A 24307-nucleotide genomic window follows, 5' to 3' on the forward strand; every position below is an offset into this window, starting at 1 on the left:
AATTCTCAAGTTTTAGCCACTTGCCAACCCATCAAACATGCTGATATTTTTCAGCGAAATACATAAGCAAATGACAGGTTTCGAGAAAATGTATTCAGACTTCAAGTTATTGGCCCAGTACAATACCTGGATGAATGCACGGCTTTACGAATGCGCGGAGCAGCTGAGCGATGCGCAACTCAAAGAAAACCGCGGTGCGTTCTTCAAATCAGTCTTCGCGACCTTCAATCATATCGTGGTGGGAGACCTGGCCTGGCTGCGCCGTTTCGCAAAGCATTCCCGAACATATGAGAGCCTGCAGCAACTTGATCAGTTTCCAGTGCCAACAGCACTCACATCTATTCCATACGACAGCTGGTCAGACCTGAAGGCTGCACGGCAAAAGCTGGACGCGATCATTGAAGAATTTGCAGGGGACATCACCGCCACCCAAGCGGAGAACGCTCTCACCTATGCCAACATGAAAGGCATACCCGCAACAAAAAACTTTGGAGACTTGGTGCTGCATTTCTTCAACCACCAAACCCACCACAGAGGGCAGATAACAACCCTGCTCACTCAGTTTGGACTGGAAACACCAGATACAGACCTGCTGTTTCTCTGCCAGGACGCTTAAATCAATAAAAAATCATTGGCCTGTGCTACACGCGCAGGCTTCATGCCTTCAGCTTAATCAGCAGCTTCCAGCTCTACCTTCTTTGCAGCCTGCTCTTGCGCAGTTTTATCTTCGTTCTCCAGCTCATCTTCCAAATCCGGATCATCTTCAAAGCTGGCAGACAGGTTCTTCTCAACCTGACGCAACAAGCGACGAAGCTTCTTGCGGTCTTTGTCATCCATACCTGCAAGCGCTTCTTTCTCAAGACGCTTCCATGCACGATCTACCAGTAAGATCCGGTCACGGCCTTCCTCACTCAGGAACACGCGCGCAAGCCTGCCGTCTGTTTCCGAGATCCGGCGGAACACAAGCCCTTGAGCTGTCAGGCGTGTCACCATTTTTGTCACGGTTGGCGGCTGAACCCCAAGGGCCAGAGCCAACTGGCTCATGGTCTTGCCATCAGTCTCGCTCAAAACTTTCAGAACAGCTTCCTGCCCCGGATGCAATCCGATGCGCGAAAGGTGTGCCCCAGAACGCGCCCGCTGCGCCTTCGCTGCCTGAGCAAGACGAAAAGTCGTGCTCTTTTTAAAATTGAAACCCATAGTCTGGCTAATCTCGCTGCTGTCCCGATCAACGTAAAACGCCCGAAAAATGGCGCCGTACAGCAGTGATAGCCGCCGAATATATAACTCAGATGACAGTTCGATAATTATTTAGTGACCTAATGAGATTTCTTAGGCGAATAAGCTCTTTAAGTTCTACTCAGTGGGATTTTTGAGGTTACGCGGATACTTTTACCCGATGTCCCATCGCTCGCTCCAACGCATCCACCGCTTCACGGCAATACGCCGCGTACTGTGATTCCATACGATAGTTCTGCGAGCGTGGGTAAGAAGTATCCAACGCCATATCGTGGGTAATACGCCCCGGCCCCGCGGCCATAACCACAATCCGGGAGGAAAGGAACACACTCTCATAAACAGAGTGCGTCACAAACAGGATCGTCCAGTCATGGGCAGACTTCAGCTCAAGCAAATCATCATTGAGCTTGTTGCGGGTAATCTCATCCAGAGCCGCAAACGGCTCATCCATCAGCAACAGCTTCGGCTTGCTGACAAGAGCACGCGCAATGGAAACCCGCATCTTCATACCGCCAGAAAGTTCAGAGGGCATATGCGTTGCAAAATTGGAAAGTCCGACCATCTCCAACGCTTCTTCAACGCGATCCTTCGCATCACGCTTGGAAACACCCTTCACCTTCAAAGGCCAATAGACATTCTCAAAGGTATTCGCCCACGGCAGCAACGTTGATTCCTGAAAAACAAACCCAACCTCTTCCTGCCCGGACCGGATAATCTCACCTGAGCTAGGCTCCTCCAACCCGGAAATGAGCCGCAGAATAGTAGACTTCCCACACCCTGACGGCCCAAGAATACTCAAAAACTCCCCCGTCCTCACATCAAGGTCAAACCCATCGATAGCGGTGGTGCCATTGTCAAAGGTCTTGGAGATGTCCTTTAGGGACAGGAGGGGGGAGTTTTTCATTTTCATTGGGACCTAAGAAAGTTTGTTTCTCTTAGTCGACCTATCATAAGATTGATCTCACGCCCACCTTATTGAACAACAGCCGTATTGAAGTTTTTGTTGACTGGATGATTGCATGGAACCGCAGTTCCGGCACCATCAATATCAGCACCACATACCTTTGCGTTGTCTTGATAATCCAAGAGCTGATGCCCCCAACCTAAAACTGTACTTCCAGGCATGTTCGGAACCACCTCGCCAGTCAGAACAGCGCGGGAGGCCGCAATGGTCTCAAGCATTCTTGCCTTCAAATCTTGATCATTGCCAGATCCAACAGCTAAATTACAGGCTGCCTGTACAGAACGTAAAGGACCACCTATAGGAGTGGTAATCTTCGTATTCCAAAGATAATCCATATCGGCAATACGCCCAAGAGCTTCATGTTCGCGAGAGGGATCTATAAACGCGAAGTCAGCACCGCTAGTATACTGAGCATTCGCAAAACTCGCATCATCTGAACCAGAAAAATAGCCGCTTCTCGGCCAGCCAACAATTCTCTTAGTCCCAGGGAATTTCGTTCCAACTTCATCAATCAGGCTGTGCCCTGACACCCCAGTTGCAGCCGAAGAGCATGAAAAGAACACAAGCTTATTGAAGTCGGCGCCAGTATCCCTCGCTGTCTTAAGATGTTGAGCAAAAGCGTCTTTAGCAAATGGCCCAATACCATCACAGTTGCCATGGGCAGTTGCAATCAAATCATCAACCTGAGTAATATTTGCAGGCCCAGAGAGCTGGATAACTGCGCCGTTATCTTTCATGTAATAAACATTATCGGCACCTAGATTATTCTCAGTCCAAATTTGGTTTCGAGAATTTGTAAATCGATCACAATAGGTTGAAGTAATCAGAACACCCGTAGCAGCTCCCGCTTCACCAGCCATCACCCCGGCCAGTGCCAGTGCAACACTCCCAAGCAGTCCTTTTCGTGTTTTTCTGGAAAACATAATCGGCTTCTCCTTCTTATTGTTAGCCACCAAGAAGGACGGGGCACTGCTCCACGCGTGAGCCATTAGCCCCAATTGCCAATCATCAGAGTAAACGCCTCCCTACCCACTACCTCTGAAAAACCAGAGCATCCCGTTCCTTCCCCCATGACGTCTGCGCTTCAACACGTTACTCTGCACGCAAGACAACAAGCACCGGAAAACCACATGAACGCCCTGCCCCGCCGTTTTTGGCATGAGATGACAACAACTGACTTCTCGAAGAGTGACACCAGCGACTGGATCGCGGTGTTGCCGATTGCGGCGATTGAGCAGCATGGCCCGCATCTGCCGGTCTACACGGACACCTGCATCGCGGAAGGGCAAGTCGCTCGCACGGTTGAGCTGTTGCCCGATGATCTGCCAGTCACATTCCTCCCCGTTCAGACTATCGGCAAGTCAGATGAGCATCACTCATTCCCGGGCACACTCAGCCTCACATGGGAAACTGCTGTTAAAGCCTGGATTGAGATCGGGGAATGTGTTGCCAGAGCAGGTATCCGCAAGCTGGTGCTGGCCAACTCCCACGGCGGCAACTCACCGCTGATGGACATCATCACCCGCGAGCTGCGCCTTAAGCACAACATGCTGGCGGTCGAATCCAGCTGGCTCCGCTTTGGCCAACCAGAAGGCCTCTATACTGAGGAAGAGTTTACCTACGGCATTCACGGCGGAGATATCGAAACCTCCATCATGCTGACTCTACGTCCCGATCTGGTGCGCATGGATCAGGCAAAAGACTTCACCTCGACCCAAACCGACCACATCAACAAAGATGCCTACCTGCGGGCCCATGGCCGCCATCAATATGGCTGGATGAGTGAGGACCTGAACAAGGCCGGCGCCCTCGGTAATGCGGCGCTCGCCACAGCGGAAAAAGGTCAGGCATCCCTCACACACGCCTCTCAGGAGTTCATTAAACTCCTGCGCGATGTGCAGAGATTTGACGTCTCATCCTTCACCAAGAACTAACTAGAGCCTGAATTAATCACGTAATTTCAATGCGGTAACACCTCATAAAAATTCCTTTTGCTATAAACTGTCATTTATGACAATTTATAGCAAAACAAACACATGAGGTTGGCAATGAAGATCTGTCTCATCAAAGCATCTGCACCGAGCTATTTTAAAGACTACAAGAAAGCGCGTGGAGGCCCGCCTCAGTCCATCTTCTCAGCTGCGGCAGCAATCCCCCGCCATTTTCAGCTGGAGATGCATGACGAAACCATCAGGATGGTCGATCCCCGCAAGGTGACTGCCGACCTCGTGGTGCTTTTCTTCGCAACCCCGGATGCCAACCGAGGCTACGAGCTCGCCTCAGCTTTCTCGGAAAAAGGCAGTCAGGTTGTGATCGGCGGCCTCCACGCCACCTTCATGCCAGAAGAAGCCAGCGAATATGCAGATGCGGTGATGACAGGCGAATGTGAAAACGTCTGGGATGAGTTGCTACAGGATGCGCAAAACCGAAGCCTCAAGCCAAGATACACCGGCACCTAGGCCGACATGTCCAAGCTTAACCCATATCCGCGCCATCTCATCACCGCAGAGCAGTATGGCTGGGAATGGTCCGTGCTGGTCAGTCGCGGCTGCAAACACCACTGCAGCTTCTGCCTCATCCCCGGCATGCTTGGCAAAACCCGCTATCGCCCAATCCCCGACATAATCAATGAGATTTCCGAAATGGAAACCGATTGGGTCGAACTTCACGCCGACCACCTGACAGAGGATCGCGAATACGCTTTGGAATTATTCAAAGCATTAGAAACGCTCAAGATTAGATGGGCAGGTGAAACCACTATTCGCATAGCAGATGATCCGGAACTTCTGGAAGCCGCAGCAAGGTCCGGTGCGAAGTACTTGCTCATTGGAATAGAAACCCCGTCCAAGGCAGCACTCAAGCGTGCCGGCAAGGGTTTTGTAAAACCTGAAAACTTAAAATCTCAAATTTCTAACATTCATACACATGGAATTATTGTCGACACCACGGCTATTTTTGGCTTCGACGAGCATACACCAGAAATTTTCATCGAAACTGCCAAGTTCTATCATGACATAGGGGTAGATATTACCGCACCGGCTATCGCCATCCCCTTCCCCGGCTCCCGCTTCTACAAACAGCTGGAAGAGGAGGACAGATTGCTCTCTGACGATTGGGGAGAATTTGATGGTGCCCATGCGGTCTACCAGCCAAAAAACATGACCTGTGAAGAGCTTGAGGCAGGTGCAGAAGAATTCTCTGCAGCATTTTTACTCAATGTCACGGTCAGCTTCGAGAAAACTTCGTCAGATAAAAGATTTCGGGTTGGCAACCACGCTTCAGATTACGTGATTGCCAGCGCCTCATACCATAGGAAGGATGGCTAAGCCTAAAGGATCCCAACCCTTAAACTTTACCGTCCAATTAAGGAGAGCTTAGAACAGTTTAACTGTCTCTACAGCTCTCCTTTTTCCAAAATTCCGCCCCATAAAGACGCATCAAATCCAAGCAAAAGCTGTTTTCCACCAATAATAAGTGGCCTTTTAATTAATGAAGTTTCCTGTGCCATCAAAGCTATAGCGCTGGCTTGGTCCGTGACACCAGCCTTGGTTTCATCATCCAATTTGCGCCATGTGGTACCGCGTTTATTCAAAACAGCGTCCCAACCGAATCGTTCACAGGCCTCTATCAGTGCATTTTCATCTGCACCATCTTTCTTGTAATCGTGAAAATTGTAGTTGATTTTAGATTCATCCAGAAGTTTACGAGCCTTGCGAACACTGTCGCAATTGCGAATACCATACATAATCAACAAGATCAGAACCCTTCATTTCCTCATCATTAGATGAAGTATACTCATCTTAACGTTAGTGCGTCTCTCAACTGACGCGCATTAAACCGCAAGAAATACATCCCTTAGCACCTGAATACGCTATGAAATTGCGCTGCGCCCACATTAATTCCTCGTTTCAACTACGCAATGCCCCCTAGACGCATTCATTCATATGGGTAATATCACTAAGACGCCAGAATCCGCCTAATAAGTGGTCGGCGAAACCAGAGGGGCCCTGCAGAACAATTAATTTTCTGCATGAGGGGAAAAGGGGAGTTAATTTAGAATGCGTTTAAAGATTGCATCCGCTGCATTGGCAATGACGCTTGCTGCTGGAACTCAGGTAAATGCTGAAACGCTGAAGTTCGCATTTCAAGGTACATACAATCAGCTAGATCCATACAGCTTGAACGAAACATTCACCATGGCCATGCACGGCAATGTGTATGAAGGTCTCGTTCGCCGTACAGCTGATCTCCAGATCGAGCCTGCACTTGCAGAAAGCTGGGAAGTTATTGAACCAACCCGCTGGCGCTTCCACCTGCGCAAAGGCGTAAAGTTCCACAACGGCAACGACTTCAATGCTGACGACGTGGTTTTCTCTGCAAACCGTGTTCGCGCTGAAGGCTCTGACCTGACAACCCGTATCGCAGCGGACGTGAAGGTAGAGAAAGTTGACGACTACACCGTTGATTTCGTCCTGACAGGCGTAAACCCTATCCTGCACTCCGAGTGGTCCACTTGGTACATCATGGATAAGGAATGGACTGAAGCAAACAACGCTGTAAAAGTGACAAGCGCTTCTGACACCAATCCAAACTATGCATCTTTGAACACAAACGGCACCGGCCCGTTCAAGATTGCAACGCATGAGCCAGGCGTAAAAACCACTTTCACCGTAAACGACGGCTGGTGGGACCAGAAAGTACACAACCTGACTGGCGTTGAGTTCACTCCAATCGGATCTGATGCAACCCGCGTTGCAGCTCTTCTTTCCGGCGAGCTGGACATGGCGTTCCCAATCCCGGTACAGGACATCAAGCGCGTGGACAGCAATGCAGGCACATCTGCACTGACCGGTCCTGAGCTGCGCACCATCTTCCTCGGTTTCGACCAGAAGCGTGATGAGCTGACCTACTCCAACATCAAAGGTAAGAACCCGTTCAAGGACGTTCGCGTTCGTAAGGCGTTCTACCAGGCAATTGACGTTGATGCGATCAAAGCGAAAATCATGCGTGGTCTGTCCGAGCCTGCTGCTCTGATGATCTCACCATTCCTGTTCGCAAACTCCGGTGACTTCTCTCGCTACCCATACGATCCGGCAGCTGCGAAAGCACTTCTCGCAGAAGCAGGTTATGCAGACGGCTTTGAAGTTGGCATGGACTGCCCGAATGATCGCTACGTCAACGATGAAGCAATCTGTCAGGCGACTGCAGCATTCCTTGCGCGCGTAGGCATCAAAGTAAACCTGAATGCACAGCCTAAAGCGAAGTACTTCGCTAAGATCCTGGCATCTGGCGGCTTTGACACGTCCTTCTACATGCTCGGTTGGACCCCAGGTTCATTCGACAGCTACAACGTTCTGCTCAACCTCAACAACTGTCGTGATGACAAAGGTGCTGGCGGACCATTCAACCTCGGTGGTTACTGTAACCCACGTGTTGATGAGCTGACAAAAATGGTTCTCTCCGAAAACGACGAAGAGAAGCGTAACAGCATGATCTCCGAAGCCTATACAATCCTGAACAACGAAGTATCTCACATTCCACTGCACCAGCAGGGTCTGGCTTGGGGTGTATCCGACAAGGTTACTCTGAAGCAGCGTGCGGATAACGAGTTCCACTTCAAGTTTGTAGTGAAGAACTAAGTTGACGGCTTAGCCAACAAAATAATAGCCCGGCGCCCTAGGCGCCGGGCGCCTCTATTCTCAGGAACAACTATAAAACACCATGTTTGGCTTTATTTCCCGGCGTATCGCCATGGCTCTCGTGGTCATGTTTGTCGTAGCCTTAATCTCCTTCCTGCTCTTCCGCTTTGTTGGAGATCCTGTAAACCAGATGGTGGGCATTGAGACCACCCCGGAACAGCGTGAAGCCTTGCGCCAGCGCCTCGGTCTGAACGACCCTGTTCTCGTTCAGTTTTTCCGTTATGTCCTGGGCGCAATCCAGTTTGACTTCGGTAACTCCTACCAGTTCAAGCAGCCTGTGGCAGACCTGATTGGTCGCCGTCTGCCTGCAACTCTGGAACTGTCCTTCGCCTCTGCAATTTTTGCATTGCTGCTGGGCATTCCAATGGGCGTTTACACCGGTCTGAACCGCGATTCCTGGCTCTCAAAGATGTTCTTGTCGGTATCTCTAGTAGGTATCTCTCTGCCAACATTCTTTATCGGCATCCTGTTTATCTTCTTCTTCTCGGTCACACTGCAGTGGCTGCCAAGCTTTGGCCGCGGCGAGGTCGTTGCCCTGGGGTCTTTCTGGGACACAGGCTTCCTAACCATCAGCGGTCTGAAGGCCATCATCCTGCCGGCAATTACGCTTGGGCTGTACCAGATGACCCTCATCATGCGCCTGATCCGCGCTGAGATGCTGGAAGTGATGCGGACCGACCACATCAAGTTCGCCCGCGCTCGCGGTTTGCCGAACCGGTCTGTCTATTACATCCACGCTCTCAAAAACACGATGGTCCCTGTGATCACCATCACCGGTCTGCAGCTCGGCTCCATCATCGCCTTTGCGATTATCACCGAGACCGTGTTCCAGTGGCCGGGCATGGGCATCCTCTTCCTGCAAGCCGTGCAGAATGTGGATATTCCGATCATGGCAGCTTACCTGCTGCTCACCGCTTTCATCTTCGTGTTCATCAACCTCATCGTAGACATTCTCTACGTCGTGATTGATCCACGCCTGCGCACCGAACGCGGCCGCGCATAAGAAACGGTAAGGATAATAATCATGACAGATAACACACCAACCGTTTCCGGCAGTGAGGCTTCAGAAGCCCCGCGCTCCGCAATGGCCCGCTTCCTCGACAGCGACTTGCTGCACAGCTTCCTCAGCTCCAAGGTGACAGTCCTCGCGGCCTTCACCACGGTAGTGCTGATGCTCGCAGCCCTGTTTGCTCCGCTTGTCGCACCGTTCAACCCGTTCGATCTGGCTCAGATCAGCATCATGGACGCACGCATTCCGCCGATTGGTATGGAATGGTCCGACCCACGCTACCTGCTGGGCACAGATGATCAGGGCCGCGATCTGCTCTCTGGCATCCTGTATGGCATGCGTATTTCTCTGGCAGTGGGCTTCCTGTCTGTGGCATTTGCCGCAGTCCTCGGCATCTCCCTCGGCCTAATTTCCGGTTATGTCGGAGGCCGCACAGACGCGATCATCATGCGTATCGCGGAAGTCCAGCTCACCTTCCCGGCCATCCTGCTGGCACTGCTCATCGACGGCATTGCAAACGGCATCTTTGGCAACATCGACCGTGAGACCTGGGCAATCTGGATCCTGACTTTCTCCATCGGCCTGTCGTTCTGGGTGCAGTACGCACGTACAGTTCGCGGTTCAACTCTGGTAGAGAAGAACAAAGAGTATGTTCAGGCCGCCCGCGTCATTGGCATTCCGGCATGGATCATCATGATCCGTCACGTGCTGCCTAACGTGCTTGGCCCGGTTCTGGTTATTGCAACCATCAACCTTGCTTTGGCAATCATCACAGAAGCAACCCTCTCCTTCCTTGGCGTTGGTGTTCCATCAACACAGCCATCCTTGGGCACTCTGATCCGCATCGGCAACGACTTCCTGTTCTCAGGTGAGTGGTGGATCGCGATCTTCCCAGGTCTGGCGCTTGCGATCCTCGTTCTGGCAGTGAACCTGCTGGGCGACTGGCTCCGCGACGCATTGAACCCGAAACTGCGCTAGAGAGGCCAGACCATGAGCATCTTAGATATTCGCGGCCTCACTGTTGAGTTTCCGAGCCGCAAAGACGTCTTCACAGCGTCCCGTAATGTCAATCTCTCTGTAGACGCCGGTAAAATCCTCGGCGTGGTCGGAGAGAGTGGCGCAGGCAAGTCCACCGTCGGCAACGCCGTCATCGGACTTCTGGAAAATCCGGGCCGGATTGCCGAAGGTGAAATCCACCTCGACGGCAAACGTATCGACAACCTCGCGGCTGAAAGCATGCGCAAACTGCGCGGCAAGCGCATTGGCATGATCTTTCAGGATCCGCTAACCTCTTTGGATCCACTCCAGACCATCGAGTTCCAGCTGGTCGAAACCATCCGCCTGCACCTGCCGCTTTCCAAAGCAAAAGCCCGCGCTCATGCGGTTGATCTGCTGGATCAGGTTGGCATTCCAAATCCGGAAGAACGCATCGCGCAATACCCACACCAGTTCTCCGGTGGCATGCGCCAGCGTGTGGTGATCGCTCTCGCTCTTTGCGCAGACCCGGAAGTTGTCATCGCAGATGAGCCAACAACCGCGCTCGACGTTTCTATTCAGGCTCAGATCCTGAAACTGATGAAGCGTCTGTGTGAAGAGAAAAACGTGGCGATGGTCGTCATCACCCACGACATGGGCGTGATCGCAGACCTCACCGACCACGTTGCGGTGATGTACCGTGGTGATCTGGTTGAATACGGCGAATCCAAGCAAGTACTGGGCGCTCCAAAGCACCCATACACCCAAAGCTTGATTGCCGCTGTTCCACGCCCGGACGTGAAAGTGCACCGCTTCCCACAGGTCGATTACATTGAAGGCTCAGCAAAGCCTTTCAAGCAAATCGACATCTCCACCCACTGGCTGGGTAAGGCGCGTGACTACAAGTCTGTCGATGGTCCATTGCTGGATGTAAAAGACATCACCATGAAGTTCCTCACCAAGGACGCATGGATTTCCAGCAACAGGCAGTACTTCACCGCTCTGGATAAAGTCAGCTTTGACATCCATGCAGGTGAAACCTTCGGCCTCGTGGGCGAAAGTGGCTCCGGTAAATCAACCATGGCCCGCGTCATCACTGGCCTTTACCATCCTGCAGGCGGCACAGCCCACTTTGCAGGACAGGAACTGACCAGCCTGAAAGACAAGAAGCAGGTTCTGTCCATGCGTCGTCAGATGCAGATGATCTTCCAGGACCCCTTCTCGTCCCTGAACTCCCGCATGCGTGTGCGTGATATTGTGGCTGAGCCAATCAAGTTCCACAAACTCGCCAGCACCAACAGCGAAGTGAACCAGATCGTTGATGACCTTCTGGAGCACGTCGGCCTTGGCATCGCAGCAGCAGCCAAGTTCCCGCACGAGTTCTCCGGCGGTCAGCGCCAGCGCATCTCCATTGCCCGCGCCCTGGCGACACGCCCTCGCTTCTTGGTTTGTGATGAACCAACTTCCGCGCTGGACGTATCCATTCAGGCACAAATCCTCAACCTGCTCAAAGACCTGCAGGACGAGCTGGGCCTCACCATGCTGTTCATCAGCCACGACCTCGCGGTCATCCGGCAGATGTGTAACCGCACCGGTGTTATGCGCCACGGCCAGCTTCTGGAAGTTGCTGATACCGAAGACCTCTTCGACAAACCTCAACACGCTTACACCAAGGAGCTCCTCTCCCTGATGCCAAGCATGGACGGCCTGTCCCGCCAAAATCTGGAAGAAGAACTGGCCTAACACCACTCACTTTCCGAAAACCACAAAGGGCCCCCAGCGGGCCCTTTTCTTTTGCCTGCAGAACCGACAATCCAGCCACTTAAATGTGATGCACCAACCTACATCTCAGGCAAGCTCGAACCTTGAGTTCCATCCAAAAATCAAATATGAAATATTATTCGAATTATATTCCAGAATCAAAAAACGATGGAACCAACTTCATGCAACCTTCTGGCAAGCAGCAAAAAACCAGAGTTCGCGAAGAAGCAATTTTGGAGAAGGCGCGAGAAATCGCTATTTCTGAAGGAATTGGCGCCCTGAAAATGCCAGAACTTGCCAAGCTATCGCAAGTCTCCGTCGGCACTCTCTACCGCCACTTCGAAAGCAAACAGGACGTCATAGCCGCACTGGCATCCCAAGCCCTTGATATCCGCCATCAAAAACTAAAATTAGTAATCGATCAATTTCAAGAGCCTGAAATGCGATGCCTCGGCGTGATCATGTTGGACTTTCTTTTCAACATCGCCCATCCAGACGTGTTCCAAATAGAAATGCAATGTGCCTCACCTTCTTTCTGGCAGGAAACTCATAATATCAGGCGTCACAATCATCAGATTGTAGCCTCAGATCTCTCTTCTTTTCTGGAAGAGCTCTGCTCAGAAATCTCTGGAACCACCACCGACCCCAAACACCTGACAACCGGTCTCTGGGCCTTCGTTTCAGGGATCTCGTTGGTTTGGTATGGCATGCCCCACGATCAGCCAGACAATCTGGAAGACGCCCTCGCCTTTCTCAGACCTCACCTCATGAATTTCATCAAAGGATACGGGCTGCCGTCCTCTAACACCCAGCAAACTCTAAACCAGCTCGAACAGCATTTTCTCGCAACAAAATCCCAATGGCTATGGACTCTGAAAGGAACAACAACAAATGACGTTCATTAAGCAATGTATGATCGCCGTTCTGTCACTATTTGGCGCGCAGTTCGCAGCTCAGGCAGAACCAACTCAGCCGGCCATTTACATGGTCACCCTGCACACAGCAAACTTCCCTGAGATGAAAGCTTTCTTCAAAGACAAAATGAAGATGAAACTGATCTCAGAAAATGGAGAGTTCGCGGAGTTCAAATCCAACGGCCTCAGGCTGTCACTAGCCAGTCATGAATACCTCAGTTCCTTCCTGAACGCTGAAACACTCAATGGAATCCGCACGGGTTCAGGACTGGGCATCGGCTTCAAATATGAAACCACAGCGCAGATTGATACCGCATACGATGCCCTCTTAGCCAACGGCGTTAAAAGCATCGCTGCACCTGCCCAGCAGCCCTGGGGCGAATACACCGCCTTCTTTGCAGACCCCGACGGGAACGTTCACGAGCTGGTTGCCGACACCAAATAAAGCTAGCAATTCAGATACAAAGGGGCCCAAACGGCCCCTTTTCTTTTGCCTGCACGCAATATGATAAGTTAACGCACTCTCACAACCTCTAATTCAATAGCGCTTAAACTCTCAGGCAACCACTTCAGCTTGCATTACCCTAGCAAGCACATCCTTCTTCCACTTAACATTTTCATTAAGACAGCCATCCCTAAGCTCTGCTCATCCGCAAGGATACAAAAGCGACTAATGCGAACTCATTTCGATCAGAGCAGGCTAAAAATATGAAAAAGACAACTGCCGCCGTCGCAGGCCTTGGGCTCCTCGGCCTCGCGACCTCACCGGTCTTTGCTGAAAATAACGATACAACTGCTGAAAACTCTAAAGTCGAGTTCTCCGACTTGTCACTCGTCAGCGGGCAACCTGACGATGGTACCTGCAAAACACGCTATACCGAAGGTTACACGACCACTCACAAAGGCAAAACTGACGAAGGCCATACCCAGCTTGAATCTCATAAGGGCCATGACATTCTCGTCACGGAGTCAGATGGAACTGTTGGTGAAGGCATTTACACGATGACCAACAGCTATGAAGTCGTCTTTCCGGAGAGCGAGGACAAAACTCCAGTAGAAGTCACAATGTTTGCGTCTGGCCTTATCGGAGAAAGCCCGATTGTTGGCGTGTTTTCTGACGGCACTTGCCGTGGTCACATCACCATTCATGACGCTCAAGATAAATCCTAGGAGGAGGCTCCCATGACTGATCTGAACAAACTACACGCCGCTGCGCAAAACCCATTCACTCACAAAGCAATCACACCAACACAAAAAGCAAAATGTGGTTTTTTCCCTGGCGGTTTTCCTTTCGAAAAAATCGAAAACAAAACTGAAGTAAACACAGAAAGCAAAGACTGAGAGTTTCCCAAACTCTGGTTAATCAAGCAAACATCGGGAGCCTAGAACATGGACTGGTATTCCTCAGAACGCATCTTCAATGAAAATGGCCGCAAGAAAATTGAGGCCCTCGATCTGGAATGTGTCTTTGACCAGCTCACGGCTCCCGTTGCAGATGGAGGTTACGAGTGGCCAAGGAAGGAAACACGTACAGCAGTCAATGACTATCGCAAATTCTTGATTGACTCACTCGAACTTGAGGTCAAATACAAAGGTGATTATCCGCAGGACGCCCGAGCATGGCCTTCCAAGGCCGTAGACATTGTCTGGCACACACACATCCTCTTCACCGAAAAGTATTTTGAAGATTGCGACGCGATATTTGGTCATTACCTTCACCATCGCCCGCAGATCCCACCACCGGTCTACGAATAAGAACGACAGTTTCTCAAATCGTTCTCAACACGGGACACCCATACTGTGCCCTTCTCTCCCTCTGATTTCTGCCAGGCTGCACAACACCAGAGAACCTCGTTCGATCTGGAAAAATTCATTGATTATCGAAGCCCACAACTTGAGGCGCCAGAAACACGCCCTAAGGCTCTGTTGCAAATCGACAAGTGCATTCAGCGCAATGTCTCAAAGCTCAATCTGTCCAACTACAACATAAAAGCAATCACTGAGTTGGAGACAACACTCAGGGATAAAAACAATCTGCCTGACAGCTGCTCAACTATGCTCGGCAGTGGTATCAATACCTTCCTCGAGGAACTCTCGCTCGCATTCGCGAAAGGTCGACCCGTCCTCCTGCCTGAGTTTGATTACTTCCTCTTTGACATCACGCTAGAAAAGCTCAGCATCCAGTCCAACAAGTTCAAGCTCACAAATGGTGGACACTGGGACACTGCCGACGCTTTAGCAAAGCTGCAAGAACACGACCCGGCAATCACCCTGCTCAGCACGCCCAACAACCCCACATCCAGAACAGCCCCGGTGGAGTTCATAGAAACGCTCGCCACCCATACAAATGGTCTCGTTGTCATCGATGAAGTTTATCACTTGTTTGCAGATGATCCGCACGCCCTGTGTCGCTTGCTGGAGACACACGAAAACTTCGTCCTCATGCGCAGCATGTCAAAGGCAGGTTATGCGGCAACTGGTTTTGGCTATATCATGGGCAACACCAAGATCATCAGTTGCCTCAGGCAGCTCAAAGGTGGCACGACCATCTCTCCACTCAACGTGGCGGCTGGCAAAGCTCTGATTGAAAACCATGACCTGCTTGCAGCACACGTCAAATCCTGCTGCCGATGGCGCGATCATGTAAAGAACAGCGTCGAGCAACACACCGCTCTCTCCTGCCTGCCCAGCGAAACAGACTTCTTGCTTATCGAAACACCGGCAGGACAAGCAGATGCATTCACCACCCATTTAATCGAAGCTGGCATTCCTTGCATCAGCTACGCACCAATGCCTCAGCTCACCAACTGCATTCGGGTCATGCCTTCCAACATATCTGACGCAATCACTCTGTGTCACTTCCTTCAGAAACTTAATGATCTGGCAGAGGGAGTTTTGCAAAAAACCTAGGCTTTCTGCTAAATGATTGCGCTGTCAAATAATGAACATAGTTTCGATTATACATAGCAGGTTCGCGCCTTCTAACTCCGTGAACGAAGAGTGTCATGTTCCTGCGCAACTCAATAATTGGAGTAACAAGTTTACTCCTCATATCTTTCCTGGGAATTATACATCCGATCGGCGACAGCTTGTCTGTTCTCCGGCTGCCTCTGGCCGTCTTACTCGCTATTCTCACTCTCTTTAGCTACCGCCAGCCCAAGTTGATGATCATCGGCTTTCTGGTCGCAATAATCAGCAGCGCAACAGTATTGTGGGCTTATCAGGGAGTGCGCGTCCCAGAGAATTACGATCTGGCAGTCTATCAAAAGAACCTGAGTTTCCGTGCCGGAGATCGCATGGATGTCCTCAATGACATCCTCATGCTACAGCCAGAGGTGATCACGCTTCAGGAAGTGCACAAAAGGCATCTTCCCCTCATCAACTCACTCAAGAAGCAGTATCCCTACCACATCGTCTGCCCCTTCACAGCCGTCGGTGCAGTCGCTGTGCTCTCACGCCTCCCTCTTGCTTCTGATGCTTATCGCTGTGAGATCGGCCTCGGCATAGCAGCACTGCACATCCAAAGCTCAGAGGGACCGCTCTGGGTTGTGTCTATCCATCAGCACTGGCCATGGCCGTTTCCTCAAGAGACACAAGCTGGGAAAATCATCTCGATCTTATCAGAGCTGGATGGACTGAAGATGATTGCTGGCGATTTTAACATGGTCCCGTGGTCGCACAATCTGGATGAATATACCGACGCCACGGACACTCAATTGGCCGGTCCATTTGAAGCAAGCTTCCTCTTCAAAGGCACCTATGCCATGCGCATTGACCACGTCCTCGCACCAAAGGGCGGAAAGACCTTTCTCCGCCCTTACTACGGCTCCGACCACCACGGTTTGTTTGCCCGCGTGGACCTGTAAACGGCCTTACACCTTACGCGCAACTATGAAACGTCCCATGGGCGATGCCGGGTAGTTGCCAGTCTCAACAATCTTGAAACCCGCCTGCTCAATCTGACGCCCCAGGTCCACCTGCTTAAAGTAGGTCACATAAGGCGCGTATCCGACTAAGCGCATCACATTGATCAGCCAGCGCCAGTAGAAGGCGGAATCACCCAGACACGGCGTCTTGGAAATGAGCAGCCCACCAGGCTTCACAAGTCGCTGTACCTGATTGATTGCCTCCACCGGACCTTTGATCAGATGGATCACATTATACGCCATCACCACATCATAGGTCTTGCCATCAAGAGCAGGACCATCTGCTGAAGAGTGTGCAAAACTTACATTCTCAATGCCGTCGTCCCACGCTTTTTCACGCCCGAACTCAATCATCTTTCCGGAAATATCGCTAGCGGTCACATGCTTGACATGCTTGGCCAAAAGCATCGCCGTCGCCCCACTGCCACACCCCAGCTCCAACACCTCTTGCACTGGGGTGAGATAAGAACGCACACGGTCCATTGCCTTCTCATAGGAAGCAACATCTTTCATTGGTCGCGCCACATAACCCGGCGCATGTTTGTCCCAAAATCCTGCGGAATTCGCCATTGGAAACCCTCCATTTCCTGCAGTGTATCCATGCATATTCTCAAAACAAATTGCCAAAATTCGCAGTTGAGTTATACAAATATGCATGAATTGGCAGAGCGTCTCATTCGACTGGAATCAGGCCCGCGCTTTCCTCGTAACAGCAGAGGAAGGCTCCCTTTCGGCTGCGGCAAGAGCCCTCGGCCTCACCCAGCCCACATTGGGCAGACAGGTCTCCGCACTGGAAGAAGCCCTCGGCGTAACACTGTTTGAGCGTGTTGGCCGCTCTCTCACCCTCACACAGGCAGGCTTTGAACTGCTGGAGCATGTGAAATCCATGGGAGAGGCCGCCAACCGCATCTCACTGGCAGCTTCCGGCCAATCTCAGGAGATCGACGGAACCGTCTGCATCAGCGCAAGTGACACCGCTTCTGCCTTCCTCCTCACGCCAATCTTAAAGCAATTGCGCGAGATCGCACCCGGCATTCACGTGGAGATTATCGCCACCAACTCCGTCAGTGATTTACAGCAACGCGAAGCAGACATCGCCATCCGCCATGTCCGCCCGGAGCAACCAGACCTGACTGCAAGGCTTGTAAGAGAAACCACCGCCCACTTCTACGCCAGCAAAACCTATCTGAACCGCAAGGGCCGTCCACAGTCGGCCAATGACATGGCAAACCACGAATTCATTGCCTTCGATAGGCCAGACAAGTTCCTCAAGTACTTCACCGAGTCAGGCCTGCCACTCACAGAAAGCAATTTCAAACTAACAACCGCAAGTGGGCTGGTGGGGTGGCAACTGGTCAGAAACGATTTCGGCATCATCGTCATGATCAAGGAGATCGCGGAAATGTTCCCGGAAATCGAACAGGTACTGCCAAGCTTTGAACCATTCGTCGTGCCTTTCTGGCTAGCAACCCACCGCGAACTGCACACCTCAAAACGCATCCGCCTGGTCTTCGACCTCCTGGCGGACACGCTCTCAAGCAAACAATTGCTAGGCTGACACCGGCTCTTCGGCTATCACATAATGCAGTTTCTTGAACTGCTGACGCCATGCAGAAACCTGAGGTAGATACTGCGCGGGCTGGTCAGAGCGCAAAGCAGCTGCAATCAATCGTGCCATCTCATTCGCATGGCTGGTACCAATACCCCAACGCACCAGCTCAGGCGTCCCGATACGCAGCCCGTTCATGTCTCCCTCAACCTCAGCAATCGGCAAGCCAATGCCACAGGCAAGGAATCCAGCCTTACGGAGTTTCTTGGAAGCCGCCTGCCCTCCCCCAAACGAAGCTGCTTCAACAGCAAACTGATGTGATTGCGTAAAGCCCTGCGCTTTGGCAAACACGGGAATGCCCTCTGCATCAAGGGCCTGTGCCAGAGCTTTTGAAAGAGCAATCATCTCAGCAGCATACGCTCGCCCGTAATCCCGCCAATCCAGCATGGTCACCGCCAGCGCGGCAGACTTCGCTGCATCAAAGTTGGCAGTCATCCCCGGAAACGCGATGGCATCCATACGTTCAACCAACGCAGCATCATTGGAGACAATCAGTCCACCCGCAGGCCCGCCAAGGCTCTTGTAGGTGCTCATGGTCATAAAATGAGCGCCTTCATCCAACGGGTTCGCCCAGGCTTTGCCGGCAATGATCCCACATTGATGCGCCGCATCAAACATCACCTTAGCACCCACTTCATCCGCAATCTCACGAATAGCCCGCACAGGATGCTCAAAGATGTTGAGGCTGGACCCAACTGTGATCAGCTTTGGTTTCTCCGCTTTAGCAAGCTCACGGAGCCTCTCTACATCAATGGTGTAGCCATCCGCATTCACCGGAGCAGGCACGGTCCGCAGTCCATAAAGCCCCGCACAGCCCGCAATATGGTGTGTCACATGTCCTCCAATAGAGGCCGGAGGTGCGATAATCGTATCTCCCGGCTGACAAGTCGCCATAAACCCGTAAAGATTGGCGATAGCACCGGAAGGAACCCGGATCTCAGCATACTGCGCATCAAACACTTCCGCGCTCAGCTCAGCCGCAATCACCTCAATCTCTTCAATAGCTTCCAGCCCCATCTCATATTTATCGCCAGGATAGCCAAGAGACGGGCGAGAACCGATGCCAGAAGCCAGAAACGCTTCAGCCCTTGGGTTCATCACATTCGTGGCCGGGTTTAGGTTGAAGCACTGATCCTCATGAATTTCCCTGTTCTGAGATGCCAACGCATCCAACCGCCCCAAAAGAACCGCAGAACTCTGAGCCTGCGTCCGCTGCGCAACCTCCTGCACCAGCCCTTCACATTCAGCCGGAACCCAATTTCGTTTCGCTAAAACCATCACAACCTCCCAATTGCTGAGAGGAGTGTGCGGACAGAACGCTTGAGAGCGCAAACCAGAATATGTAATTATTGGCCTAGAAAAACTAAGGCTAAGCCATGTCAGTCTCTCCTTCCCGTCCCAAAGGGCCGCCTCTCAACGCTCTCCGCGCGTTCGAAGCAGCCGCCCGCCTCGGTGGTTTTGCTAATGCAGCAGAAGAACTGAGCGTCACACCCGGCGCCGTCTCGCAGCATATCAAAGCACTGGAAGAATGGGTTGGCGCAGACCTGTTTGAGCGCCGCTCTCAAGGTGTCCACCTGACAGAACTGGGATTGGAAGTTGCTCCGCATTTCTCTAAAGCCTTCGATGAACTGGGCAACGCAGTCCGGCAACTACGTGCCAAAACCAACCGCAAAACCATTCACATCGCCGCCCTGCCAAGCGTCGCCCAACTCTGGCTTTCCCCGCGTCTGCCTAAAATCAGAGAAGCTTTGCCAGAGACGAACATCTCCGTCATCGCACTGGAAACACCGCCCAATCTGGACCGCGAGATCTACGACCTCTCCATCTTCATCAGCAAGCCCAAAGGCACATCTCAGGAACGCATCATCTCAGAAGATCTCATCACCCCGGTCTGCTCACCTGCAACAGCAGAGAGTTTGAAAGAACCACAGGACCTTGAGACAAAAACTTTCCTCCATGATGTGATCTGGGCAGAAGACTGGCAGATCTGGGCCAGCGCAAACGCACCAAGTCTGGACGGCTTGAGCAATGGCCCAAACTATTCCCTCTATGCCATCGCAATGGAAGAAGCGAAAAACGGTGCCGGCATTCTCATGGGTCACAAAGCCCTTGTCGAACCGTCTCTCAAGAAAGGTGACCTGCAAGCCCCTTTTACACAATGGCAACCAACCGGAAAATCCCTCATCCTGGAATGCGCCAGCCTGCCAACCCCATCAAAAGAGATCACCCAGATCATCTCACTCCTGCTGGCATAGCCTTCGATCAGATACCTCTCGTTCCCATTACGTGACTATCCACAGAGCGCCTTTCCGCACCAAAGGACCGGGGAGAGGTCAAACAGCGCAAAACCCTATGTGTTCTCTGCAAAAATGATCAGGCTGAGGTCTTGGCTGCGATCAGGATCACAACACGACTACATCACATAGGAGAGCTTGCGTATTTACCCTCTCTACAACCTCTTGACCCGCCCTCACCAATGGTAATAAGTCCTGAGGGTCTGAACTCGGCAACCGAAGATAGCTCTGATGAACGCACCCTCAGCCTCTGCAGCCCAAACCGTCAAACTCGACATCACCGGAATGACATGTGCAGGTTGCGCATCTCGCTTGGAAAAGACACTCCAGGCAACCGAAGGTGTGGTCAAAGCCACCGTCAACTTCGCACTTGAAATGGCAGAGGTAGAACACCTGCCTCAGGTCGCTGCGAATGATCTGGTGGATGTGGTCTCAACAGCTGGTTTTGAGGCAAAGGAGCGCCGGGACGAGGCAGAAGCAGCAAAGAAGGCTTTTGAAGAGCGCGAAGCACACAGCGACGCAGAAGAACGCAAAACCTTTCAACTTTTCGCGCTATCAACGCTTCTTGCGATTCCACTAGTCATTCCAATGGTTTTGATGGCGTTTGGCGTGCAATTCGAGCTCTCTGGCGTGCTGCAGTTTGCATTAGCAACGCCAATCCAACTTTTCGTCGGAGCACGATTCTACAAGGGTGCGTTTGCAGCCCTGCGCCATGGCGGCGCCAACATGGATGTCCTCGTTTCGCTAGGCACATCTGCCGCTTATCTATACAGCGTTTATAACGTCTTCTTCGCCGCGCAGGCGCAGGCGACAGACCTCTATTTTGAAGCATCCGCTGTCATCCTCACCCTCATCTTGATGGGTAAGTATCTGGAAATACGGGCGAAACGTTCCACTTCCGCGGCTGTTCGTTCTCTGATTGCTCTGCGCCCAACCACAGCCAACAAAATCGTTGGCGATAAGATTATCCCCGTCAGCATCTCAGACCTGCGCCTCGGCGATTACATTGTTATCAAACCCGGCGAGTGCGTTCCAACCGATGGCCTGATTGAAGAGGGCGAGAGCGAGCTGGATGAATCTATGCTCACCGGTGAGAACCTCCCCGTACACAAAAACAAGGGTGATCAGGTAACCGGTGGAACAATCAACGGAGCAGGCGCAATTTTTGTGCGCACCACTGCCCTTGGTGAATCAACACGCTTAGCCCAGATTATCCGCCTTGTTGAAGGCGCACAGGCCTCCAAGGCACCGCTACAAAAATTAGTCGACAAAGTCGCAGCTATTTTTGTTCCCGTTATCGTGCTGATCGCCCTCGCAACCTTCGCTGGCTGGATGCTTTACTCCGGTGATGTCACAACAGCCGTCAGCGCGTCGGTCGCCGTCCTCGTCATCGCCTGCCCGTGCGCACTGGGACTTGCTACCCCAACAGCACTGGTCGCGGGCACCGGTGCTGCTGCAAAGGCGGGCATACTTATCCGCGATATCGAAGCATTGGAACGCGCTCATAAGGTCGATACCATCCTCTTCGATAAGACCGGCACGCTGACCATCGGCAAGCCAGTTCTGACGGATGCTCAGGCGTTTGACCGCAATGACGACCGCCTGCTCACAATCGCAGCCAGCATCCAGCTGGGCAGTGAGCATCCCCTTGCAAGCGCACTTATCCGCGCTGCGGAAGAGCGCAACCTTAAGCTCACCCGCCCACGCTCCATCAAAGCTATCCCCGGCAAAGGCCTGATTGCGGAGCTTACTGGCCAGCAGGTCTCCATCGGTAATGCGGCCCTGATGAAAGACCTGAATGTCGCCCCATCCATGATGGGTGACGGCCTTGTAAAGACTTATGAATCCTCAGGTAAAACCGCAGTCACAGTCGCCCTTGGTGATCGTGCAATCGGTGTTCTCGCCTTTGTTGATCAAGCACGGGACACCGCTCGTGAGGCTGTAGAATCCCTTAAGAAACAAGGCATTCGCACAGTGATGATCACCGGCGACACCGAACTCGCGGCAAAAAACATCGCAGATCAGGTCGGCGTTGACGAATTCCAGGCACGCGTTCAGCCAGAAGGTAAGAACGAAGTCGTAAATGACCTGAAAGAACAAGGCTATAGAGTTGCCATGGTCGGCGACGGCATCAACGACGCCCCTGCTCTGGCAGCTGCAGACCTTGGCATCGCAATGGGCTCCGGCGCTGATGTTGCATTGGAAACCGCAGGCGTCACACTCATGCGTTCCGAGCCGAAGATGATCCCGGCGGCGCTGGACATCTCCAAGGCAACCCTCAGAAAAATCAGACAAAACCTGTTCTGGGCCTTCATCTACAACATCATCGGCATTCCGCTGGCAGCACTGGGATTGCTCTCCCCTGTCATCGCAGGAGCTGCCATGGCCATGAGTTCTGTCTCCGTGGTTACCAACGCCATGCTGCTGCGGCGCTGGAAACCGAAAAACATGAGCTGATATCATCAATTAGGCCCCTGAATGACAAGTTCAGGGGCTTTTTGTACCCTCTCGTCTTATGGTTGACCAATACAACTACTTCTTAGAAGAACTCCGACCAATCATAAGATAGCAAAAGTGAAGATTAATGCTTCTATTCTGATATCAAGCTGATTCAGTATAAATAATTCAGTTAGACGGAAAATGAATTAGCTCTTCATAAGGTCAACCAATATATAAAATGGTTTGACAACTCCTCAAATCCATCCAATTCTTTCCATTACATATCGCAGCCTCAGCATTCTATAGTTTCATCTCACGAATACATTCGCTGCGATCACTCGGGGGGAAGTGTATGTTTACGAGAAAGATTGCCAAAGCCACAGTTCTGTGTGCAGCTCTGCTTGCAACAACTTCATTCGGCTACGCGAAGACATTGAAACTCAGCCACAATCAGGGACCAGAGCATCCTCTGCACATCTCCATGCAGCACATGGCAGACAAAGTTGCAGAAGCCACCGGCGGCTCTCTCAAAATCCGCATCTACGGCAATGGCGCATTGGGAACACAAAGAGAATCCATGGAGTTAGTGCAAGAAGGCACCCTCGCAATGGCCAAAACCAACGCCAGCGAGCTGGAAGCCTTTGAAGAGTCATACTCAGCGCTGAACCTGCCTTACATCTTCGTAGACGAGAACCATTATTTCGATGTTCTCAGCGGCCCAATCGGTGACGACATCCTCGCAGCGTCAGCAGACAAAGGCTTTATTGGTCTGACCTTTTACGTGGAAGGTGCCCGTTCTTTCTACGCCAACAAAGAGATTCACTCTCCAGCTGATCTCAAAGGCATGAAGATCCGCGTCCAACCATCCCCCTCCGCAATCCGCATGGTAGAGCTGCTCGGCGGCAGCCCAACCCCAATCTCCTGGGGCGAACTGTACAGCGCACTGCAGCAAGGCGTGGTTGACGGCGCAGAGAATAACCCACTGGCGCTGACCACAGCCCGTCATGGCGAAGTCTCCAAGGTTTATTCCGATGACGGCCACACAATGATCCCGTCCATCGTAGTCATTTCAACCACAGTCTGGAATTCGTTAAACACAGACGAACAAACAGCAATTCGTGATGCTGCCAAGTCCTCCATGCACTTCCATCGTGCCCAGTGGAATGAGATGACAAAGAAGCACATCGAGCAGGCAAAATCCGAGCTTAATGTGAAGTTCATTGAGGTGGATAAAGCACCATTCATCGAAGCTGTTTTGCCAATGCATGCAGAAGCTGCGGAAAAATCTGAGAGAGTTGGCTCCTTGATCACACGCATCAAAGCATTGACCCAATAAGCCTTCTAATGGAATAAGAAAGGCCAGAGTAACAAGGCAAATCTCTGGCCTTTTGTCTCGCTTGCAAATCTGCTTTATTTAGTATCTTAAGCGTGCAGCAATCACTAAAAATCCGCCAAACCGCGCAGGCATGGGAGAATGAGCG

Annotated in this window: 25 protein-coding genes; 19 read left to right on the top strand and 6 right to left on the bottom strand. The window is 51.9% G+C overall.

Annotated features, from left to right (window positions below; all coding sequences use genetic code 11):
• Nucleotides 1-70: 70 nt before the first annotated feature.
• On the top strand, nt 71-616 hold the full coding sequence (locus PsW64_RS10335; RefSeq protein ID WP_208980707.1) for a DinB family protein: 546 nt from the start codon (nt 71-73) through the stop codon (nt 614-616).
• Nucleotides 617-669: 53 nt separating this feature from the next.
• Here PsW64_RS10335 and PsW64_RS10340 read toward each other — a convergent pair whose 3' ends face one another.
• The 3 genes from PsW64_RS10340 to PsW64_RS10350 all read right to left on the bottom strand — a co-directional run bounded on the left by PsW64_RS10340 (nt 670) and on the right by PsW64_RS10350 (nt 3123).
• Nucleotides 670-1197, bottom strand: a complete 528-nt coding sequence (locus tag PsW64_RS10340) for a MarR family winged helix-turn-helix transcriptional regulator (RefSeq protein WP_057461855.1) — start codon at nt 1195-1197, stop codon at nt 670-672.
• A gap of 178 nt (nt 1198-1375) precedes the next feature.
• Nucleotides 1376-2140, bottom strand: coding sequence for an ABC transporter ATP-binding protein (locus tag PsW64_RS10345; protein ID WP_082831076.1), 765 nt, complete (start codon nt 2138-2140; stop codon nt 1376-1378).
• 68 nt (nt 2141-2208) lie between these two features.
• Entirely contained in the window at nt 2209-3123 is a 915-nt protein-coding gene (locus PsW64_RS10350; protein WP_063303523.1) for a hypothetical protein, read from the bottom strand.
• Nucleotides 3124-3330: 207 nt separating this feature from the next.
• Between PsW64_RS10350 and PsW64_RS10355 the strand changes: the two genes are divergently transcribed.
• The 3 genes from PsW64_RS10355 to PsW64_RS10365 all read left to right on the top strand — a co-directional run bounded on the left by PsW64_RS10355 (nt 3331) and on the right by PsW64_RS10365 (nt 5526).
• Nucleotides 3331-4134, top strand: a complete 804-nt coding sequence (locus PsW64_RS10355) for a creatininase family protein (RefSeq protein WP_063303524.1) — start codon at nt 3331-3333, stop codon at nt 4132-4134.
• A gap of 114 nt (nt 4135-4248) precedes the next feature.
• Nucleotides 4249-4659: a hypothetical protein gene (locus PsW64_RS10360; RefSeq protein WP_063303525.1), complete on the top strand. Its 411-nt coding sequence runs from the start codon at nt 4249-4251 to the stop codon at nt 4657-4659.
• Nucleotides 4660-4665: 6 nt separating this feature from the next.
• Nucleotides 4666-5526, top strand: coding sequence for a B12-binding domain-containing radical SAM protein (locus PsW64_RS10365; RefSeq protein WP_063303526.1), 861 nt, complete (start codon nt 4666-4668; stop codon nt 5524-5526).
• A gap of 68 nt (nt 5527-5594) precedes the next feature.
• Here the strand turns inward: PsW64_RS10365 and PsW64_RS10370 are convergent, their stop codons facing one another.
• The gene (locus tag PsW64_RS10370; protein WP_063303527.1) at nt 5595-5945 is read right to left on the bottom strand and encodes an ArsC family reductase; all 351 of its coding nucleotides are present in this window, start codon (nt 5943-5945) and stop codon (nt 5595-5597) included.
• Between the two features lie 313 nt (nt 5946-6258).
• Here PsW64_RS10370 and PsW64_RS10375 point away from each other — a divergent pair, with 313 nt between their 5' ends.
• The 11 genes from PsW64_RS10375 (at nt 6259) to PsW64_RS10420 (ending at nt 16424) form a co-directional block, all read left to right on the top strand.
• Complete coding sequence (locus tag PsW64_RS10375) at nt 6259-7839, top strand: ABC transporter substrate-binding protein (RefSeq protein ID WP_057461861.1); 1581 nt, start codon at nt 6259-6261, stop codon at nt 7837-7839.
• 82 nt (nt 7840-7921) lie between these two features.
• Entirely contained in the window at nt 7922-8902 is a 981-nt protein-coding gene (locus PsW64_RS10380; RefSeq protein WP_057461862.1) for an ABC transporter permease, read from the top strand.
• A 21-nt stretch (nt 8903-8923) separates the two neighbouring features.
• Complete coding sequence (locus PsW64_RS10385; protein ID WP_063290307.1) at nt 8924-9886, top strand: ABC transporter permease; 963 nt, start codon at nt 8924-8926, stop codon at nt 9884-9886.
• A gap of 12 nt (nt 9887-9898) precedes the next feature.
• Nucleotides 9899-11626: a dipeptide ABC transporter ATP-binding protein gene (locus PsW64_RS10390; RefSeq protein WP_057461863.1), complete on the top strand. Its 1728-nt coding sequence runs from the start codon at nt 9899-9901 to the stop codon at nt 11624-11626.
• A gap of 146 nt (nt 11627-11772) precedes the next feature.
• The gene (locus tag PsW64_RS10395) at nt 11773-12549 is read left to right on the top strand and encodes a TetR/AcrR family transcriptional regulator (protein ID WP_057461864.1); all 777 of its coding nucleotides are present in this window, start codon (nt 11773-11775) and stop codon (nt 12547-12549) included.
• Nucleotides 12536-13003 (top strand): VOC family protein, encoded by a 468-nt coding sequence (locus PsW64_RS10400; RefSeq protein ID WP_082831067.1) that lies wholly within the window; start codon nt 12536-12538, stop codon nt 13001-13003. The genes PsW64_RS10395 and PsW64_RS10400 overlap by 14 nt, the downstream gene beginning before the upstream one ends.
• 263 nt (nt 13004-13266) lie before the next feature.
• Nucleotides 13267-13728, top strand: coding sequence for a hypothetical protein (locus PsW64_RS10405; protein WP_063303529.1), 462 nt, complete (start codon nt 13267-13269; stop codon nt 13726-13728).
• A gap of 12 nt (nt 13729-13740) precedes the next feature.
• A complete protein-coding gene (locus PsW64_RS27580; protein WP_161831226.1) occupies nt 13741-13899 on the top strand; it encodes a hypothetical protein in 159 nt (52 codons plus the stop codon).
• A 48-nt stretch (nt 13900-13947) separates the two neighbouring features.
• Nucleotides 13948-14313, top strand: coding sequence for a hypothetical protein (locus PsW64_RS10410; protein WP_063291103.1), 366 nt, complete (start codon nt 13948-13950; stop codon nt 14311-14313).
• Between the two features lie 45 nt (nt 14314-14358).
• Nucleotides 14359-15468 carry an aminotransferase class I/II-fold pyridoxal phosphate-dependent enzyme gene (locus PsW64_RS10415; RefSeq protein WP_063303530.1) on the top strand — a complete coding sequence of 370 codons (1110 nt, stop codon included), beginning with the start codon at nt 14359-14361 and terminating at the stop codon, nt 15466-15468.
• Nucleotides 15469-15647: 179 nt separating this feature from the next.
• Nucleotides 15648-16424 carry an endonuclease/exonuclease/phosphatase family protein gene (locus PsW64_RS10420; protein WP_208980708.1) on the top strand — a complete coding sequence of 259 codons (777 nt, stop codon included), beginning with the start codon at nt 15648-15650 and terminating at the stop codon, nt 16422-16424.
• Between the two features lie 6 nt (nt 16425-16430).
• On the opposite strand, the gene PsW64_RS10425 is transcribed toward PsW64_RS10420, so the two are convergent.
• Nucleotides 16431-17054 carry a class I SAM-dependent methyltransferase gene (locus PsW64_RS10425; protein ID WP_063303532.1) on the bottom strand — a complete coding sequence of 208 codons (624 nt, stop codon included), beginning with the start codon at nt 17052-17054 and terminating at the stop codon, nt 16431-16433.
• Between the two features lie 85 nt (nt 17055-17139).
• Between PsW64_RS10425 and PsW64_RS10430 the strand changes: the two genes are divergently transcribed.
• Nucleotides 17140-18042 (top strand): LysR family transcriptional regulator, encoded by a 903-nt coding sequence (locus tag PsW64_RS10430; RefSeq protein WP_063303533.1) that lies wholly within the window; start codon nt 17140-17142, stop codon nt 18040-18042.
• Here PsW64_RS10430 and PsW64_RS10435 read toward each other — a convergent pair.
• Entirely contained in the window at nt 18034-19371 is a 1338-nt protein-coding gene (locus PsW64_RS10435) for a serine hydroxymethyltransferase (protein ID WP_063303534.1), read from the bottom strand. The two genes, PsW64_RS10430 and PsW64_RS10435, sit on opposite strands and share 9 nt — an antisense overlap.
• 98 nt (nt 19372-19469) lie before the next feature.
• Here PsW64_RS10435 and PsW64_RS10440 point away from each other — a divergent pair, with 98 nt between their 5' ends.
• The 3 genes from PsW64_RS10440 to PsW64_RS10450 all read left to right on the top strand — a co-directional run bounded on the left by PsW64_RS10440 (nt 19470) and on the right by PsW64_RS10450 (nt 24162).
• The gene (locus tag PsW64_RS10440; RefSeq protein WP_063303535.1) at nt 19470-20348 is read left to right on the top strand and encodes a LysR family transcriptional regulator; all 879 of its coding nucleotides are present in this window, start codon (nt 19470-19472) and stop codon (nt 20346-20348) included.
• A gap of 270 nt (nt 20349-20618) precedes the next feature.
• Complete coding sequence (locus PsW64_RS10445) at nt 20619-22844, top strand: heavy metal translocating P-type ATPase (protein ID WP_063303536.1); 2226 nt, start codon at nt 20619-20621, stop codon at nt 22842-22844.
• Between the two features lie 334 nt (nt 22845-23178).
• Complete coding sequence (locus PsW64_RS10450) at nt 23179-24162, top strand: TRAP transporter substrate-binding protein (protein ID WP_063303537.1); 984 nt, start codon at nt 23179-23181, stop codon at nt 24160-24162.
• Nucleotides 24163-24307 lie beyond the last annotated feature (145 nt).

Source organism: Pseudovibrio sp. W64 (assembly GCF_001623145.1).
Classification (GTDB): domain Bacteria; phylum Pseudomonadota; class Alphaproteobacteria; order Rhizobiales; family Stappiaceae; genus Pseudovibrio.